At 53.6% G+C, this 18,010-nt stretch carries 5 protein-coding genes and 1 pseudogene; 1 reads left to right on the top strand and 5 read right to left on the bottom strand.

Annotated elements, in window-relative coordinates; genetic code table 11:
- Positions 1-583: 583 nt before the first annotated feature.
- Positions 584-4,228: a reprolysin-like metallopeptidase gene (locus MRY86_RS19225; protein WP_293566959.1), complete on the bottom strand. Its 3,645-nt coding sequence runs from the start codon at positions 4,226-4,228 to the stop codon at positions 584-586.
- A gap of 313 nt (positions 4,229-4,541) precedes the next feature.
- On the opposite strand from MRY86_RS19225, the pseudogene MRY86_RS27240 reads away from it, so the two are divergent.
- Positions 4,542-4,688: pseudogene (locus tag MRY86_RS27240) on the top strand (AAA family ATPase); the annotation flags it as partial.
- Between the two features lie 3 nt (positions 4,689-4,691).
- Here the strand turns inward: MRY86_RS27240 and MRY86_RS19220 are convergent.
- From MRY86_RS19220 to MRY86_RS19205, 4 genes are read right to left on the bottom strand one after another with little or no spacing between them, the layout of a single operon-like run.
- A complete protein-coding gene (locus MRY86_RS19220) occupies positions 4,692-6,470 on the bottom strand; it encodes a hypothetical protein (protein ID WP_293566960.1) in 1,779 nt (592 codons plus the stop codon).
- 11 nt (positions 6,471-6,481) lie between these two features.
- Positions 6,482-10,912 carry a hypothetical protein gene (locus MRY86_RS19215; RefSeq protein ID WP_293566961.1) on the bottom strand — a complete coding sequence of 1,477 codons (4,431 nt, stop codon included), beginning with the start codon at positions 10,910-10,912 and terminating at the stop codon, positions 6,482-6,484.
- Positions 10,905-14,384, bottom strand: a complete 3,480-nt coding sequence (locus MRY86_RS19210; RefSeq protein ID WP_293566962.1) for a hypothetical protein — start codon at positions 14,382-14,384, stop codon at positions 10,905-10,907. Before MRY86_RS19210 ends, MRY86_RS19215 begins: the two co-directional genes overlap by 8 nt.
- Positions 14,381-17,749 carry a DUF6603 domain-containing protein gene (locus MRY86_RS19205; RefSeq protein ID WP_293566963.1) on the bottom strand — a complete coding sequence of 1,123 codons (3,369 nt, stop codon included), beginning with the start codon at positions 17,747-17,749 and terminating at the stop codon, positions 14,381-14,383. The genes MRY86_RS19210 and MRY86_RS19205 overlap by 4 nt, the downstream gene beginning before the upstream one ends.
- Positions 17,750-18,010 lie beyond the last annotated feature (261 nt).

The raw sequence follows: 18,010 nt of genomic DNA, 5'->3' as shown, positions 1-18,010 counted from the left end.
ACCACTGGGTATTCTATGTTAAGCGAGGCAGGTGCATTGCATAATTAGCATGGCTAACGCATAAGAGTCAACGAACCACCATCACTTCGCCCGCCCCTATTTCCAACTCTAGCATCGGGCTATCCTGAGCTATACGATCTACCTGAATATACTGACGATTAAGTGGTCTCCGATAAAGATCGGAGCAGCAAACCTACTCAATGCCTGCCCGTGTCCCGTCGCCTGTGGGCTTCGGCCACCGGAAGCCGTACTAATACTAAGGCAGGCGGGTCAGCATTTACGCTGAGAAGTGGCTCGCGCTTGCCCTGATAAGCTTGACTTCATCAGCGGCCTGTCCTGATAAGCTACGCTTTGTCAGTGGCCGATGTCGCAAACCCAAGATTCCAGACGATGAATGGCTGGATCATTGACCCAGACGATGAATGGCTGGATCAATGCCCCAGACGATGAGTGTCTGGACTGTTAGCCCGGCATTTATCGTTCCCCGTGCTGGCTGTCAGCGCCAGTGGGTGACCACTCCGTACTGCGTATATCTGAAACTTCAGGGGCATTTTCACTTACCTTTCTGTGAAGGTTAATGCTTCTAGATCTTAATCCACTTTTTCCGCCCGAGATGCGCGCCATCTGATAGTACGACCAGGTATACGCCTGGCGGGACTTCTTCCATGTCAAGTTCCTGCATCCGGTGAGCCGGATCTATTTGCGTTTCATAAATTACGGTGCCGGAGATGCTGTAAAGCTGTAGCTTGAGGTTTTGGGAGCCTGACTCTGCCAGATTTAAATTAAGTACTCCAGTTGATGGGTTGGGGAAAAGGTCGAATTGAAGACTAGAGCTATTCTCCCTAACGCTTGTCCCCTCACCTATATTTAGGTTTAGTGATTCCCCTTGAATCCAGCCTCCCTGAGGAGTGGCAATATCAAAGCTGAATTGATCAGTGCCAGCATCCGGATTGGTGTTTGTATAACTCAGTGCACCACCATTGATCGATGCCTGGCTGAAAGTGGTGCCAGCCATTGCAACACTTCCGTTATAATTCAGATCGCCTGCGGATGGAATAGACACTATGGTGTAGATGATTTCTTCTGGTGAGTTTTCGGAAGTGCTCGCCAGGAGGTTATTGCTCTGAATAAGGGCACTTCCATTTTCAGGTACGGCGAGGGCCATTTTGGAAAAAGCGGGCGGATTAGCAGCATCCTGATCAAAACAAAGCTCTAACGACCAATTGTCAACTGACCCAGCGTGCATAAATTTGTCATCTGATATATTTAAGGTCCATACGCCTGCCGAAGGCAGACCATTAAAATTGGCTAAAGGTACCATAGGTTGAAAGGTTCCTTCAATGCCGTATTCTTGCCCGTTGATGCAAGAATTTTCCAGCTGTTCGGCTGAATTGGAGGATTCATCATCGAATATCAGGAGCATATCGTCTCTGGAGCACCCAATATCAGTGGCAGGAACCCCCGGACGATTGAATAATTCTACGGATGTGCCGGAAGGTGCTGTCAGGCTTACCGAAAGGTCGCCAATATTTTTATGGAAAATCTCAAGCTGAACATTTGCATCGGTTATACTTAAGTCATGCCCTACGGTTAACTCAGAAGTTTCAGTGTCCACATATCCGTGCACGTATGCCGGATCAGACTTCGTGAAGATATAACACCCTTCTCCACCCGTTTGGAAAGAAAACCATGGGGCACCTTCAGCAGGAGTGCAGGAGTTCTGCGTTCTTACCCGCCAATAATAGACCGTTAGAGGAGCGAGGCTTACTGTTGGAGTGTAAGCTTCCGTGTTGACCCTGCCTACCTCAACCACCGCCTGCCCAAATCCAGGCGTTCTGGCGATTTCAACAATATATTCTGGGTCATTACCTCCACCAGACCAGTTAAAATCAGGACGGAGCGACACTCCTGATGCCCCATTTGCCGGAGTAGTTAGCAAGATAGGCTCTGGAATGTCCTGTTCGAGTTCCAGTATAACTTCCTGCCCCAGATCACTAGAGGCGGAACTGGCGTTAATATCTATGGTGTAGGCTCCTGGAGCGACATTCTCGAGCCCCTCAATGTCCAGATTTATGTTTGCCGGTGGGATAAAGCTGGAACTGGAAAAGCTGAAGCTTGCTCCGGACGGAATACCACTTGCACTTAATGTCACTTCCTCATCAAACCCGGCAATCGAGCTGAAAGACAACTGATAATTAACCCTTTCGGCATTCTGGCATGCCTGCTGCACCGGGGCATCCACTGCCAGCCCTAAAGCAGGGTTGGAGGCGGTAGCAATCGAAAAATCTTCATCTGAGATATCAAAGAATAGGTTGTCCGAGCACCGGACCATCACTCTGACCGTGCTAGAAAGTATTTCCGGTACTTCAATAATGTGGGCACCATCATTCGGGACGTTGGTTGCCAAATTAACCGGATAGGTATATCCTCCATCGGTTGATAACAGTATGTCTACCTGACTACAGTTTACCGGCGCCATATCTGTATTGGCCACATCCCAGCTAATCGTATAGGAAGCGCCCTCATACCAAACTACATCTGAGTTCGGGGATTGAACGAGAAATGGGCCTGCGCCTTCATCAAAAGTCAAATCTACATCGGCTTCGCTCGTGCACCCCGCCCCCATAAAATTGTCTCTCACCGTGACACGGAAATCCATCTCCCTGCTCACTGCCGGCAGGACCTCCCATTGATAATCGGTCCCATTAATGAGGTATTCAAGCGCAGGAAAAATACGATAGGGCTCCTCTACAGGTTCATAGGATCGAAATGCCGGACCGGCTTCGATTTCAGGTATTGGCGGGTTAGGGATCATTTCGTTATCCATTTGCTCCCAACAATAGGTCAATACATCACCATCGGCATCCTGTCCAATAGCTTCCAATTTAAAAGGAGTGGAAATAGGCAATACATAACGCTGCTGTTCTACCTCAACTTCAGGAGGCGTATTGCCGGTATCCGTCAAAGTCGGACAGCTCCCCGCCGGGCCTTCAGTCGTATTGTAACCAATTTCCAGGAGGTTCACAGCATGAAAATAGGCGTCATTATTGGCCTGTATATTGGGCAGGTCACAAAAGTACTGCCCCATGATAGTGGACGCGTCACTGGGTTCCACAGAGGTCGCACGCGTACTATTACAGTTGTTGCTTGCGGTATGGCTACAACCTAACTGGTGCCCCATTTCATGAGCTACAAAATCAATGTCAAACGGGTCTCCAACTGGTGGGTCAAAGCTTGAAAAAGCACTCGCCTTCATCTGGTCAACGCAGGCAGCGCTTCTGTACGCAGCTCCTCCTAAAGCTACACTGCCACCTTCATGGGCAAATACATGCCCTATGTCATAATTCGCTGTACCTATGATATCATCACAAACCACCTGGTTTTCATCAAAAATACCAAAGGAGGTTTCGTCGCTGTAAGGGGAGTCCTCAATAAAAATCAACTCGTCATTATTAGCGACCAGCATCATACTTACCGCAACTTCTCTTTCAAATATGCCGTTCACCCTGGTCATCGTCGTGTGAAATGCAGCCATCACATCTGGCTTATTCCCACCGTGAAAATCAGCATAAGTAGTCGTACAGGCAAGTGCCAACCGGTAGGTCCTTAAGTTGCAATCGCTCTGGGAACTTCCGAGGGGAAGGTCTTCAATTGCCAGATCCTGCTCTTCACCGAAATGGCATTCGTGGCTTTCTGCTTTTTGGTAATCGCTCTTATAGTAGGTTAAGTAATGACGCGTATCTGATTTTGAATAAGGATCGATATATACCGGGCTGTGCCTACCAGATAATATCAGGGCATGAAACCCAAACTGGGTGATATTGAATCGCAGGCTGGCTGTTGGGTCATCAATACCGACTCCTGCATACGCATGAAGCAGAGGATACCGGGCAGCCAGATCAGTTTGCATAATCGGTGCATCAAAAATTCTAAAGCGCTCCGTTGCACCATTGGGCATTGGTAGCTGTAGTATTACCACCGCTTCATAAGATTCAGGAGAATACCGCATTGGAGCACGCTCCAAAACGACTTGCAATTCATCCATATCTAATGCATAAGTCAAATATTTCTGAGGAATGATGGAGCGATCCATAGCCTGAGTGGCAAATTCACCCTCTCCTACTGCTCTCCAGGGATTGGACTGTGCAGACAGCCCAGTTGTAAGAAAGCAGAGTATGAATACAAGTCCTGGCATGGAATTCGTGAAGCTGAGCATAATACATAGCATTATTGTTACAAAATTTGGCAGTGCCATTTCTGACTACTCGTACTGCTTTGCTGGCGGAAATGATACAAGTGTGAAAAAAAACTCGGACTTATCGAGACTTTGGAGTTACCTGACCGGGCGACAGGAGCTTCACGTGGTCAGACCGTAACAGGTCAAGGCGAGCTGCCTTTGAGAAAAAATCGATGCAGAGGAGAACACGAACGCAGCTTACAAGAAGGATTGCTTATGCCCTTTCATAACCGAAATGACTGGATTAAGCACTGCAAATTCAAAATACATAGCCTGTATTTTCAAAATTTACCATCTAGTCACTATGAGCATAATCAACCGGCAGCTGACCACTGCTGTTTGTAGACAGGTTGAGACATACCCCATTCTTGCAGGGACTGGACCCCGGCAATCCGGGAAAACCACACTGCTCAAACATCTATTCCCGGAATACCGGTACGTCAGTCTGGAACCACTAATCCCGCTCAAATAACCCATCAAACCGTAAACCACTATTGCCTTGCCCCCGGCCATTCTGCTTGCGGAAACCACTCCAAAGCGCGGTCCGTCCGTTGTGCCAACGGGCGCGCTGCCAGGTTCGGGAAACCCTAACACCTGACTTAGGCACCTCTTCTTCCGGAATGAAGAAGGGCTGATAAGCTGGTTTATCCAGGCCATACCGCAGCAGGCTCGTGCGGGGGCGGATACGCTCAATCGGTAATCCAGGATATATCCGCGGCATTGCCGCCCGCTGCAGCCGGATCGCACCGCCACCGTTTGGCACAAGAGCGGCTTTAAAGGGAATCCAATGCTCCGGGACATCCGTAGCCAACCGGTAACGGACCAAGGCTTCATTTTCAAGGGGTGGAGCGGGCGGGGCTCCTCCGGTGACTTCCTCCGACAGAGCGCGTAAATATGTGGCGGTATTGAGGGCGGCAGCATTGCCTTCCCGCCGGCCATCAATGCCATCGGAAAGATAATACTCAATACCCCAAACCATATTTGCCATCTCATCGCGGGCCAGATAGACTTCTTCCTGTGCCGGGCTTTCCTTAAGGTCAATTACGCCGGGCGGCAGCAACAGGTATTTATCGTAAGCACTCTGCGGGTCAGGAATGCCAGTAAGCCCAAAGAAGTTCCAATGGTTGCTGCCGGAACTATCCCTGTAGTGGTTTGCCTCGGACCACTGCCCAAAGACATCACGGATTCCCACCCCTTCCACCTCAAGCAGCCCTCCACCGGGAACGCGCAGCGGCAGCAAAAACCAATCATTGCTGTACATGAGCCCAAACTCCATAAGCGCCAGCCGCCCGGACTGTGTGGCACCGGCTTCCATAGCCAGGAGGTTGACCTTGCCATCTTCCATCTCCCACCATCGGGCAGCAGGCATACCGGGGTAGTCCACTTCTGTGGGGATTAAATGCCGGACCTGAGGCGCTTGCACATCGTCCCGGCTGCCCCGTCCGGATTCAGCAACCTCAAAGCTGTACCAGTCGAGGCGCCCTTCGTAGTACTCCTCGGCTCCTAATTGCATAGGGGCACCGTTTTTGCCCTTGAGGTGGGCCTGAAAACGATACTCCATACGTTCGGGCCGCCAGGCATCTTTTGTTTCATCGACCGGCTGATTGTATTGACGATCAAACCAGTCGACCCATTGCCCGCCTACTGTATCCGCTTGAGGATTAGGGCCAGGCAAGAAGTCCGTAAGGGATTGCCCCCCGCGCAGTTTTTTGTACAACGCCCCTCCATCGAGGGCACCGGTCTGCACCGCGGCGTGTACCCAGGTTTGCAGGCTCCTGTTGCTAAGCTCATGTGCATTTTGCATGCGGTCTTCCGTAGTCGCTGCAGCAGGGATCTGAAATTGCAGCTCCGGACTCGCTTTCAAAGTTTGCACCACTCCACCTGCGGCATCACCCAATGCACGGTGTAGCATTCGCTCCAGTTGCCGCCCCATCTCAATGCGAAGGGGGATACCCGGCTCTACTGCTACACGTTCCACTTCCGCTTCCATCGGCTGATGATTGCTATAATCCACAGGATGGTTGCCATCGGCCGATAACTGTCGGAAAGGGTACTGCTGCCATTTCACGCGGACCTCTGCCGGGGAACCATTGTCCGTTCCTTCGAATTCGCCGGTCTGCCACTGCCGGCAAAGCATCCAATAGGGGTCATAAAGCTGATTGCCCAGATTCTCGTCAAACCGCTCGCTGCGCGCACGGATTTCCAACCGGTTCCAAAGTATTGAGTCTGCCATAATTTGTTCTGTTATTCAATGGTGTTGCCCAAGTCCAGTCCTGCTAAATCCTCATCCGTAACTTCTGTTGGTGGTGCCTCCACGATACGTTGTTCCCCCGGAGGCGCACCAAACAGCAAGCCACCGTACGACCGTTCGCCACCTTCTTCCGTCATGGTCACTTCTCCTAAAACCAGCGGTAAAAACTGATCAAGAAAGCTGTTCTTGAGGATGTCCGGGTCCACCCCGCGGAGCTTAGCCAGGTGCAGATTATCGAGAACCGTATTTTGCAAAACGGGCCAATCCCATGCGGCGCCGCGCCGGGGCGTCATCGCCAGCAGTACAGCATTGGGCGGCTCGGTATCGGGCTGATCGTATTGCAGGGCGATGCCTGCGTTCACCTCCGGATCGGGTATCAGCTCCTGCCAGTCATCAATCAGCAGCCCGGAGAAAGTACCGTTGCTGAAGGAAAAGTCTTCCTGAAGCTCAAGTGTCATCGCCATCGTATCGCCGTGGGGAATAAAACTCCCATATTCCTGACCTACCCAGGGCCCGGGCTTGCCTTCGCGAAGCGGTAATTGCAACAGCGACATCCCATCCCCTTCTTTGGTCCCTCCAAACAGTTCGGTCAGCATATTGCAACGGTAGTAAAGATCCATCTTGGGGCGGAGTGGTGCTTGGGTCTGAAGCCAGCGCTCAATAGCAAAATCATCCGCCGAATTTTTAAGCTGCGGATCAGCCATTGACTGTTGCAACTGGGTACTTGCGGGCAACCTAAAATCAGGACACACGCGGTAGAAGCGGCCAAAGAGCAACTCAATGATCGTTTCCAGCAAAGCCACTTCACCTGCGGCATCCTGCCCGGCCGGCGGCTGTTGGAGTAGTGTGGAAAGCGGCTGAGGACTTCCCTCCTGCCAGACCTCTCTTGCCTGTACCATTCGGCTTTGGGCATCTTCAAGTATATTGCGGCAACGCCGGATTTCCTGTTCCAGCGTAAGCTTGTCCAGGCGGTCAATCGCTGGCGGAACTGCTTTCACCCAGCCCAGCCCTGCGTAGAAAAAAGTGTCCTCCCGGATAGAGCGCAGGCGTTGCTCCAATTGTGGATGCGTGCCGTTGCCGGAAAGACCGTTCGCCAGCTCCTGTGCCGTATCCAGTGCATTGGCCAAGGTAGCATCCATGTCTTCCCACTCCAGTGCCACATTCCGCAATTGCCGGCGCAGAAACTCCGGTTCCCACAATTGTCCAGCGGCTTCCACAGACTCGTCGTTGGCCCTCAGAAAATCCTCAGGGCGCAGGCTGCGGGTCTCCATCAACAGCTTGCCCAGGCCGGCTGCCAGCGGCTCTACTGCAAACAGGGTATAATCTGACGGATCGAACCCAGTCCGGTCTTGTTCCAGGATTTGGATGCGGGTGGTCAGGGGCAAGTCACGCTGTTGCCGCACTACTCGCTCAATACGGTACCGAAGCTCACTGGTGTCAGGGTTTTCACGCTGCAGGTGCATCATGTACACCAGGTCTATGGGTTCGATTTGCAAATGCCGCAGCGGCATAGTAAGCGCTTCAAACACCGGGTTCCCGCTGCCATCCACCCCACTTTGCCACCGTACCCGTACCTTGATAAAGCTGAGGTCCGGCAACTGATCCAAGAGCCAGCGGTTGAGTTTGGGACTGACTACCGCCCGGGGCGAAAGGGGCGCGCCACCTGTTACCGGCAAGGGGCGGTCCTGAAGCAGCACCCCCATACGGAAAGTCAGGGGCAGACTGCTCCTGGGCTGGTCCACGATTTCCGGACGGGTGAGCTGCTCTCCGTCCGTCATGGCATCAAGGGCGGCTTTGGCCCGGTCTACCTGCCCGTCCACGAGCTGATAAACGCCTTCAGCAGCGAGCAGGTCTTTCACGCTATCGAGTTGTTCTGCCAGGCCGGCTATAATATCTTCAAGATCTTCCTCTACGGCTGCACTGACTTCAGATCGCCAACCTTCTGTTTCATCTTCTACAAGAGCCACAGCATCAATTACCCGCTGGGAAAAGTCTTCCTCTGTATCCGGGGCACTGCCCTGATTTTCTCCAACGACCGGGATCACTTCAAAGCGGTACTTTTCGCGCAGGTCCTGTATGAATGGCGCAAGTGTAGGTACTCCACCGTTCCGGAATTCCTGCATGGCGCGCTCCAGCCGGTAGCCTAGCAAAGCGGATAAGTCCTGCCCGTTGCGGACACCTTCCAGCAGGAAAAGGGCATTTTTTACCCGCCCGGAGCTCAGCCCCACGGCAAAGAGGTTCTCCCCGGTACCACTCGATCGGTTGTTCTGATAGCCACTGCGCAAGACAGCTGCTGTAGTCGCATGGCGCAGAGAAGGCGCAGGAATGTACTCCGGTTGCACGGGCCGTTGTCCCGGCTTCAGGTGCTCCAGGTAGCCCCAGGCCCCGATGTAAATACCTTCGGCGTTTTCCTGCCGTATTTCCTGGAGCCTGAATGCGGCATAACTGCTCAGCCAGGCATCGAGGCGATACGTACAGCAGTCAAGGTGTTCTTGTACCATGCGTCTCAGGTAGGGCGCAGGCCAGTCTTTAATCTCATTGAGCAACGCCTGGGGAGAAGCAGCTCCCGGTTGGGAAGAAGATGGCAACTGCAACCGCCGCTTTAGTAAATGGTACAAAATAGCCCTCGGAGGCGCTGAGCCGGGAGGAGCCGCATCCGGACCGTGCTCCGCCAGCCATTGCAGGTAATTTTGGTCTGAATCGGGCAATGGTGGGATCACGCCGCCTTCCATGCCCAGGAGCGGGTCTTCATCGGTAGCTTCAATCAATCTGTCATCATCGCCGGCTTCCCATAGCAATGGCCGGGCCTGGGTTTCGAAAAGCAACTTTTCAGCATTGTCCACACCGGGCAGCCCATTGGCACTGAGCTGGGCTGAGATGCTATCTCCCTCACGGTCGGCTCTGGCTTCACCTTCCGGGATAAGAAACAGGTTGCGCAGTGCTTCATCGCCAGCCACCTCCGGGCGCAGTGCAAACCGTTGTCGGTAGGCCACACTTGTAGGATGGAGCTGAAGCACCGATAACAATTGCAATTGCGCCTGCCGGGGGCTGATCCCTCTTTCGATGTGTGCCACTTCATCCAATTGAGTGCTGTACCAACTGTGCAGCGGCCAAAGGATATGGTCCCAAAGCTGCCGCAACAAACTGCCTTCCGGATGGGCATGATTGCTATTCAGGGCAGACCATGAGAGTGCAGGTAGAATGCCATAGGGCTGATCATCAATTTGTAAGGCAGGCAGATGCCCGCGCCCGCTTACCCAACTTACAAAATGTTGTTTAAGCTGACTGCGGGTGGCAGTGCTCAGGCTCGGCTGCCAGAATTCCAGAGCCTGCCCAAGGGTTACATCAAAGAGTAACTCATGTACTTTACGGGCATCCGCAATACTGCTCAGGCCACTGTTGTCAAGGCCTGCGAAGGTATCTACAGGCAAGCCTAATGCCAGGGCTAACTGCTCCGCATCGCTACCGGTACTACCATCTCGTACGGGCACATCAGAGTCCCGGTCTTCGGGTGCGAGGGTGGAATCCGATTCCCTGGTATTGTTCGTAGGGGTTCCTACACCTGCCAGGTCCATGCCTCCAACTTTATACCGGTGGTTTTCCAACAGGCGGCCGAGTACAGCTGTACCTGATGCGGGTGCTGCTCCGCCCTTCCAACCCAGCACCGTCAGACGGTCAATTTGGTCTTCAGCCCCCCAACTTCCGAGTGGAATACGCAGCGCCATGCCCACTTCCACTGCCTTGGGAAAGTCTGTCATCCACTTCAAATCTTCGGGCACCTGCCGGCCTTCCGGGGTGTCTTCAAACTCATCGGGGCTACCAGGATCGAGCCCCAGCCGTAATGCTCCATCTTCGGTTTTATCAATCAGCGCCCCTTCGTAGTGACGGTGAGCGCCGGCTTTTTCTATACTTACTACAAATCGGTCGGGCAGGAGGTAAGTCCGTGGTGCATTGGACCAGCTCTCCTCAGTGGTTGCCAGGTCCGGTAGTTGGGGAGCAGATTGTGGAAATCCCTCTGCATCTAATCCCCCAATGGGGTGGGTTTCGCGCAAAATATAGCGGGCACGCACCGGTCCAAAGTCTTCAGATAGAGCGCGCCAGGCTCCGGCTTTTTGATCCTCCCGCCCGGCCTGACCTGCTGCCGCCCAAAGGAATGCCCAATAGTCCCCGGCTGCCACCAACTCATCTTCCGTAAGTTGGTCTTCATGGGTGTGGACAAAGATATCATCAGGGTAAATCCGAACCCAGAGTTCTGCCGGAGCAGCAGCAGGATCAGGTGCGGGGACGGAGCCATTGCCCAAGGCATCCACCATAGATTGTGTGGCAAACCGGGTTTGCACCTTTACCGGGAACAAGGCGACAGGTATAGCGCCATTCAGAGCCGATAGGGCGTTGTTCAGTTGGTCTGCATTAATTTCAGGCATCGGTTGGGAGTTTGATCATATCGGTAGCGTGCACGGCTGCCCGAAATGGAAGTTGTAGCAATATGCCCGCCATATGGGCGCTGTTTTTGCCCCAGGTATAGGTATGAGGCGCTCCTGATTCCGGTGGCAACGGCTCCCTGCTGAGGCCATTTATGCGCAGAAAATCATGGGGCAATACCTCAACATGAGGCCAGGCCAGGTCATTCCACTCATCGATTGAATCGAAGCTACTGCCTGCATCCTCAGCCGTGATATCAAGCCCGAAGCGGGGCTCGCCGGGGCGTTCCTGCACCACAAAAAACCAGCCGGGATCGGTCTCGCTGCCCAATGCTTCCTCAGCAGAAATGGGAAAGCCAAAGAAGGAGATTTCCGGATCGATTTTGGCCTGAAAAACGGGCATTTTGCGTTGATCAGCCGTTGTGCCAGTAGTCAACCCTCTTGGCGCCTTCACATTTTTAGCTTTCTGCATATACACGAGGGCATTAGGGAACTTCTTCAGCAATTCGCTGCGGATGACGAATACCACATTGGGATTGTCCGGATCAGGTGGCGGAATGGGGCGGTCAGCCGGGAGGTTTTGCCCGAGCGGTTGATCCATTTTGGTCAACAGTTCGATATCGGGAGGCGGAAAAGTAGTGTCCAGGTTATCGGTATCATCCCAAAAGCTTCGGAAATAACTACCGCGCTGATCGGTGGGAAACTCCCGCCACATTAATTCCCGCGCCATCTCGTGGTTCAGCCCTACCAGGTAAGCTTCGATGAAGCGTTGATTGACCTCAAGCAGGGAGAAGGTGTCCATGGGAATGCGCTGCACATTGGGCAGCATAAGCTCAGAGGAGATTTTTGCCAGGGCGTCATAGGTGGCCTCCCTGAATTCCGGATAGGCGAGCAACGGGCGCGTCCGGGTATCGGCTCCGGGCACCACAGTTTCAGAAGGTACCTGAACTATTTGGCGCAAGCGCTGATTCAGCCCCTGATAAGCCTCCATGAATTTTTGAATTTGTGTGCGGACCAGCCCGGGCGTCGTCACTGCGAACCCTTCCACTGTAACTAGCTCCATTTTGCGGAAAGTATCAGCCCCCCATTGCAGGTCTTCCCAATCTTTGCTAACTGTTGCATTAGCTACTGCTGCACCTGTGGAAGCCTCGTCAACCTGAAGGGAAATTTCCACCATCGGATCCTGGGCCACCTCTCCTATATCGGCGCGCCGGAGCAAAGGCCCGTTCACCCGCGCCATTTTACGGTAATCCTGCCGCAAAGTGGAGGTGGGCAACTGCAGGCGGGACAGCCGCAGAATTTCCTGCTCAAGGCTGGCGATTTCGCTTTTAAGCGTTTGAATCTCGTCCCGTTTATCTTCCTCATCATTCCGCAGCCCCACCAACTGATTATTCAGAACGTTTAACTCATTCTGGGCGGCGGTTCGGGCGTTTACTTTGTCATTGCGGGTTGTTTCTTTTTGATCCTTTTCCGCTTCCAGCCCATCCCGTTGGGTTACCAAGGCATCGCGTTCAGCTATGAGCCCATCGCGCTGTGTCACCCGTTGATTGCGCTGTGTTGTAACTGTATTTAACTGAGTCGTAATCGCTGCTGCCTCACTGCTGTTACTGGCATCGGCCAGGGCCTGCTCAAGTGCAGCGATTTCACCATTCAGGGTAGCGATTTCGCTATTTAACGTGTCAATGGACGTAGTCTTCTCGCTGATTTGGCCATTCAGTGCAGCGATTTGGCCAGTAAGGGAGGTAATATCCTCTTCTAAAGCATCGATTTCTTCATTGAGGCTGTCGATTTGTGCTTCTTTGGCAGTGATGTCCGCTTCTTTCGCTGTAATGGCCTGCAGGATGCCCTGCAGTTCTGTTTCTGCGTTCTCCTTTTCGTTTATTTTTTGTTCCCGCGCATTTCGTTCTGTTGTAAGGCGTGCAGACAACTCCCCGGTTTGGAGTACCCGCTTACGGACAACTTGTGCCACAGCCTGCCCTCCGGCTCCACTTTCCGGGAATAACGACCGGGCGTGCATAGCTGACGAAAAAGCGGAGTACACGGCCTCATCCATACCAGTGAAATAAGAGCGCTGCAACTGCCGGGCCGTTTCCGCCGAAAAGCGGGCCAGCCGGATGCGGCGCTGAGCTTCCAGGATTTCCGCAGCCTGCTCCCAGGCACGGTCCATGTAAGCATCCTGGTTTTTGCGGACGACCAGAGTGCCAAAGCCTGCTGCCACCCGGTTGCGGGGGTCAAGGTTAAGCGAATCAAACCAGGGTTTATCGCCACCTTCTTCCACACGCGTCTTTCCGGCATGCCACTGCCCGTAGAGGGGCGGAAGAACGAAAGGATCGTCCGATTCCCCATCGATATCAAGTGAGGTATCCACCGGAGGGTCACTGCCAGAAGGGTCGTTCAGGTTGAGAATTTGCCGGAGCTTTCCTACAAAGCCCTGCGCTTCGTCCTGCTCAAGAAAATCAAGGCGGCTTTCATCTGCATCAATAATTTGCAGGGCGCCCTCTACCAGCAACACCCCATCATCAACTCCAGTATAGCTCAGGTTGTACCCGGCATCCTGCATATCCATCGGGCGGCGGCCCACGGGGTCTTCCATCACCCGGGCTTCAATACGGCGCACCAGGTATTCAAAATCAGCCTGATCACTGGTTTGAAATTCCCATTCGAAATAAACCGGCCAGAGTTGTTGGTATTCATCATTTCGATGCGCCCCCCAAGAGGGTTGCTGTATATCTTCGCTTAGGATGCGATCAGGCAGAGCGCCCAGGCCTGACAACCGGCCCTGTTCAAAAGCGGGAAGGAGAAAAGCAGTGTAGCGGGTGTTGGGCTTGAGCCTACGCGGGCAGATAAGACGGGAGGAGGCCAGGTTAGGGTCTTTTTCCACCAATTGCTGAAGAGCTACCGTCTCATTACCGGCAGGAAAGGGTTCATTGGCCTGCACATGTGCCCAGGCCCAGGTTTCGGAGGCTGGTGGAAAAGCAATCGGCAACTGCCCGTTGGTAATGGCAGAGAGGGCCGCCCCGGGCAGGAACCGGCGTTCAAATTCGGATTCTTCCAGTACAACAAGCACCAACCATGGGCGCAGCTTGCCATCTACACTACGGGCCGGAGTATAGCGCCAAGGAAAGTCCTCTTCGTAAAATTCAATATACGGGAAGTAGTTAGGCTCGAAATTGCCCACATTAGCCCGGGGCTCTGTACGGACCACCGCGTCGGCTTTGATGCCAGTGACATCACCGGGGCCTACCAGCTGCACTTTTTTATACACAGGCTTGCCGGGCCGTGCAGGGTCTTCCGTTGCATCCGTGATGGGCTGCATGGACCACCCGCCTAAGGGTATACCCTGCAAAGCCAGGCTCACATCGATGGTCGCCCGCCCGGTTCGCCCGGTGGTCCCGCCGAGCGTATCCTCTTCATTGATATCCTTGCTGATGCCTTGCCGGGCCCAGGGTAAAAAAGTGTATTGTGCTATGCTCATAGTGTTTCGGTTTCAGTGGCCGGGGCAACGCGCAGGCGGTGGCCCAGCTGGGGTTTACGGAATTGGAGGGTCCGGAGAGCCTGTAGCGCCTCCGCCTCAGATTCGTACTTCAGGGCTTTGCCATTTAACTTGAAAGGCCGTAGGTTGCTTTGGTCCACGAGGCTGAAGGCCACGGCACGGGCATGCACAGCCTGCTGGTTTTCCCTGCGCTTCAGCTCTTGTTGCCGCCCCTGCACAGAACGACCCACCGCATTTCCTTTCACAAAAGTGTCATAGTCAGCCTGCTCCATGCCTGCTCTGTCCCGGTCCGCCGGACGGACGAAAAAGTCGGGCCCATCGATGATCATCTGCTCAAAACGGTAACTGCGTTGTACTGCGGCATCAGGCTGCTCAGCGGTAAAGAGGTCCATGTTCCCCTCTACTTTCCTGCCGGACTGCATACGCTCGAAAGCATTGCGGCTCAACCGCTGGCTATCGGAAAGCTTAATGAACTCCGCCGGCGCAAAGAAGTCCTTAATAGACGATGCGGCGCCGTATTGTTCTATAGCGAACTGAAAAGCGGTATAGTCATTAGGTTGTTCGTTGCCGATTTTATCAAAGCGCATGCCCAGTGGCAGGCGGTCCTGACGTATGGCCAGCTGACCGGCGGGGTGCACGATGAGCTCCTCTTCGGGCAGCTCGCGCAGGGTCACTTGCAGGGATTTGGCTTTTGGCAGGGTGGCTTCCCAATTACGGGTGTCGCGCAAGGCTTCCAAAAGCAGTGGTAATGCCGGGCGGGGCGGCAGGACTTCCTTTTGCTGCTTTCCAAAGCGCTTATTCACGCGAACTTTGACCTTGATAAACAGGATTTTGAAACTGGCGGTGCCTTTGATATGCCAGGGCGTAGGGCCCGACAATGAACCTCGCAGGTGAATGCCCAACAGCTCCCGGCTGCCCAGCATCACCGAAAGGCCTGCCCCAACTTCCACAATAAAGTAGAAAGGGCTGAAGCGGAATAGCGCATCCAGGTACAGGTAGCCGACCACCTTGAACTTACTCACCTTGAAATAAAAGTCCACACTTGCCCCAAACTGCACCGTATTGGAAGTCACCGCAAAGTAAGCCTGAATGGTCAGCCGGGGGTTATCGGTAGGCAACAGGTTGATGGTAATCCGCTTGAGGTTGCCACTAATAGCCCGCAGTGGGGGTGGCTTGAATGCCGGGTGGAAACCACCTACCGTAAACAGGAAGTTGGGCGCGCTGCCCCAGTTGAGGGCGAAGTACATTTCCCCGGAAATACGGTATTGTGCCAGGTTAGATTCAAAGAGGGCCGCGAAGAAAAACATCTCCCCTTTTTCAAAATCCACGCCCCCGATGAAATTAGCCTGCAGGTTAATAATCGGCGCACGCTTGTCGGGCAACTGTACCCGTACCACACCAATAATCGCCAGCTGCACGGGGTCAGGTACTTGTATGATCAGCCCCAGCTCCACCGCAATAAGCGTAGGCGTACCCCAGCCGATGATGCCCATCAGCCCGAAGGTATAGAGCCCTTCCGCTACCGGAAAAAACTGGTTCAGGTCGGCGATAATTCTTGGGGCTTCTGCAATAGGGTCATCCGGAAACATGACCGCGTCAATCGCGTTGGTGCGCACACCGGCGGCCAGGGCATCCAGGTTCATGCCCCGGTTGATGGCAATGAGGCCCCCAACGCCATTCAGCGTAAAGCCGAAGCCTAATTGGATCGGCTTGAATTCGGCAGTAATCAGCAGCAGGAAGGAAAAGCCCGGGCTGCCGTCCGGTTTTTGGGTTTGGATAATGCCAATGGCTTTGACCGCCACCATTTGCTTGATGGTCAGTTCAGCCACACCGGCATATTCTCCCTTCTCAAAATCGAGGAAGAGGTAGCCGCCCCCTTGTATAGTAGGTGTCTCCAGAGACAAACCAATACCTTTGGGTGGTTTGAAATCCACCCCAAAATCCAGTACGCCGAGGTTACCCCCTGAGGGCTGGTAGTTGATCAGGGCTTTGATGCCCATCTCCTGCACTACTGCCGTAAACGGGCCGAGGAGCAATTGCACATCCGTGCCCAGCGGGATTTCAAAGGCCGGCGGGCTGCCCGCTTCCAGCTTAGGCTTTAGCCCCAGGCTGATACCTTGTATTTCTAAAGCCCCCAATTCGATATGGGCGGGAATTTTTACTTCGAGCCCGGCACTGCCCCGGAAGTAGATCCCCTGTTTGCTGGACCAGCCGATGGTCAGGTCGAATAAAGCGGCTATGCCATCTTTAGGAAGGAGGTTATTGAGAAAACCATCACTGCCCGCATTGAGGATCAGGATGCGGCCGTCATCCAGGCTCAGCTCTGTGAGGAACTCCAGCGCATCTCCGGTAGCGATGCGCAGCCCGGCTTTGGCAGAAAATGCCTGTAGGTCCAGCCGGTTCCCTTCAGCGGTACCCAGCAGCGTCAACCGCCCCGAGGGCCGGGAAGCTTGGATGCCTGCCAGGACTTCACCGGATAGGTTGGTACCGTTTTCTTTTAGTGCGGCTCCATCGGGCGTTACTTCTATGTGAAAGCCGCCCTCTAGCCCAACTGTAGCCTGAAGGAGGAGCTCCAGCAAAAGGGAGGCGGTTTGCGTAAGCGTGACGGTCTGTTCTGCGGTGGCTTCTCCCTGTGGCGTAGCTTTGATGCCCTGTTGCCCCAAAAGAGAAAGTTCAAAGCCAAAATTAGTAGCAACCCCTCCCGTGCCAGCTGCCCAAAACGGAATGTACAGCTTTTCGCCATCATCCCTCAGTTCAGCATCAGCCGGAGGGAAACCTTTAGGGCGCTGCGCATTTAGCCACTCGCCCAAATGATAGAAAAGAAATGGGTACTGTTCTTCGAAGCCCGCAGTGCCCCAGCCATGACCTGCTTCAGAAAAGACAGCAGCAGGATCAGAAAAGAACCGAGGCAGGCTCTCCCAGTCGATAGGCACTTCGCCATACACCGGTGCATCTTCGAAGAAACGATTCGCTTCATCCAGCTCAAACCGGATCCAGCCCAGCAGGCTGCCTAGCTGATAAAACCCGGACCAGTGATCCCGCAGGTAATCGGCCAGCAAATAATCATTGAACCGGCGCGCGAAGACCGCCACATCATCAATCAGGCTGCCGGGGTCGATGCTGCGGGCATTCTCCACCCACTGCCGGAGTGCCTGAAGTTGGGCAGGCAATTCCTGCTCCGTAAAATTGGCGGGTAAAACAGGCAGTTGGTTTTGGATTTCCGCAATCGGGCCTCCGGGGAACATGCGTTGCAATACGCCCTGATATTTGACAGGGTCATAAACCTTGCCCAACTCCTGAGCAAGCTGCTGCAAAGTAGAAGGCGGGGTATTGGTATCATTTGGCATAGCGGAGAAGGTCAGAAGTTGTGAAGAGGAATGGTTACGTCATTCGACTGTACTTCTGAGTGCTATACTCTCAGGCATAGGCGAGCCCATTTTGGGCCATGGTTTTTGGGCATGGGTGGGTTTTTAGGTGTTGTTCAAATGGTGCACGAATGCACATTTGGGTTTTTATGCCTACAATTTACCTTTTATTTGACTGAATATCAATAGCCCAATATTATTTTCTAAATCCGGCGCATTCCTCACAGCACAGACCTTTTCCTT

The organism is Phaeodactylibacter sp. (assembly GCF_022763345.1).
GTDB lineage: Bacteria > Bacteroidota > Bacteroidia > Chitinophagales > Saprospiraceae > Phaeodactylibacter.
Note: the sequence above shows the minus strand (reverse complement) of the source record. Positions and strands in the feature narration are given on the sequence as shown.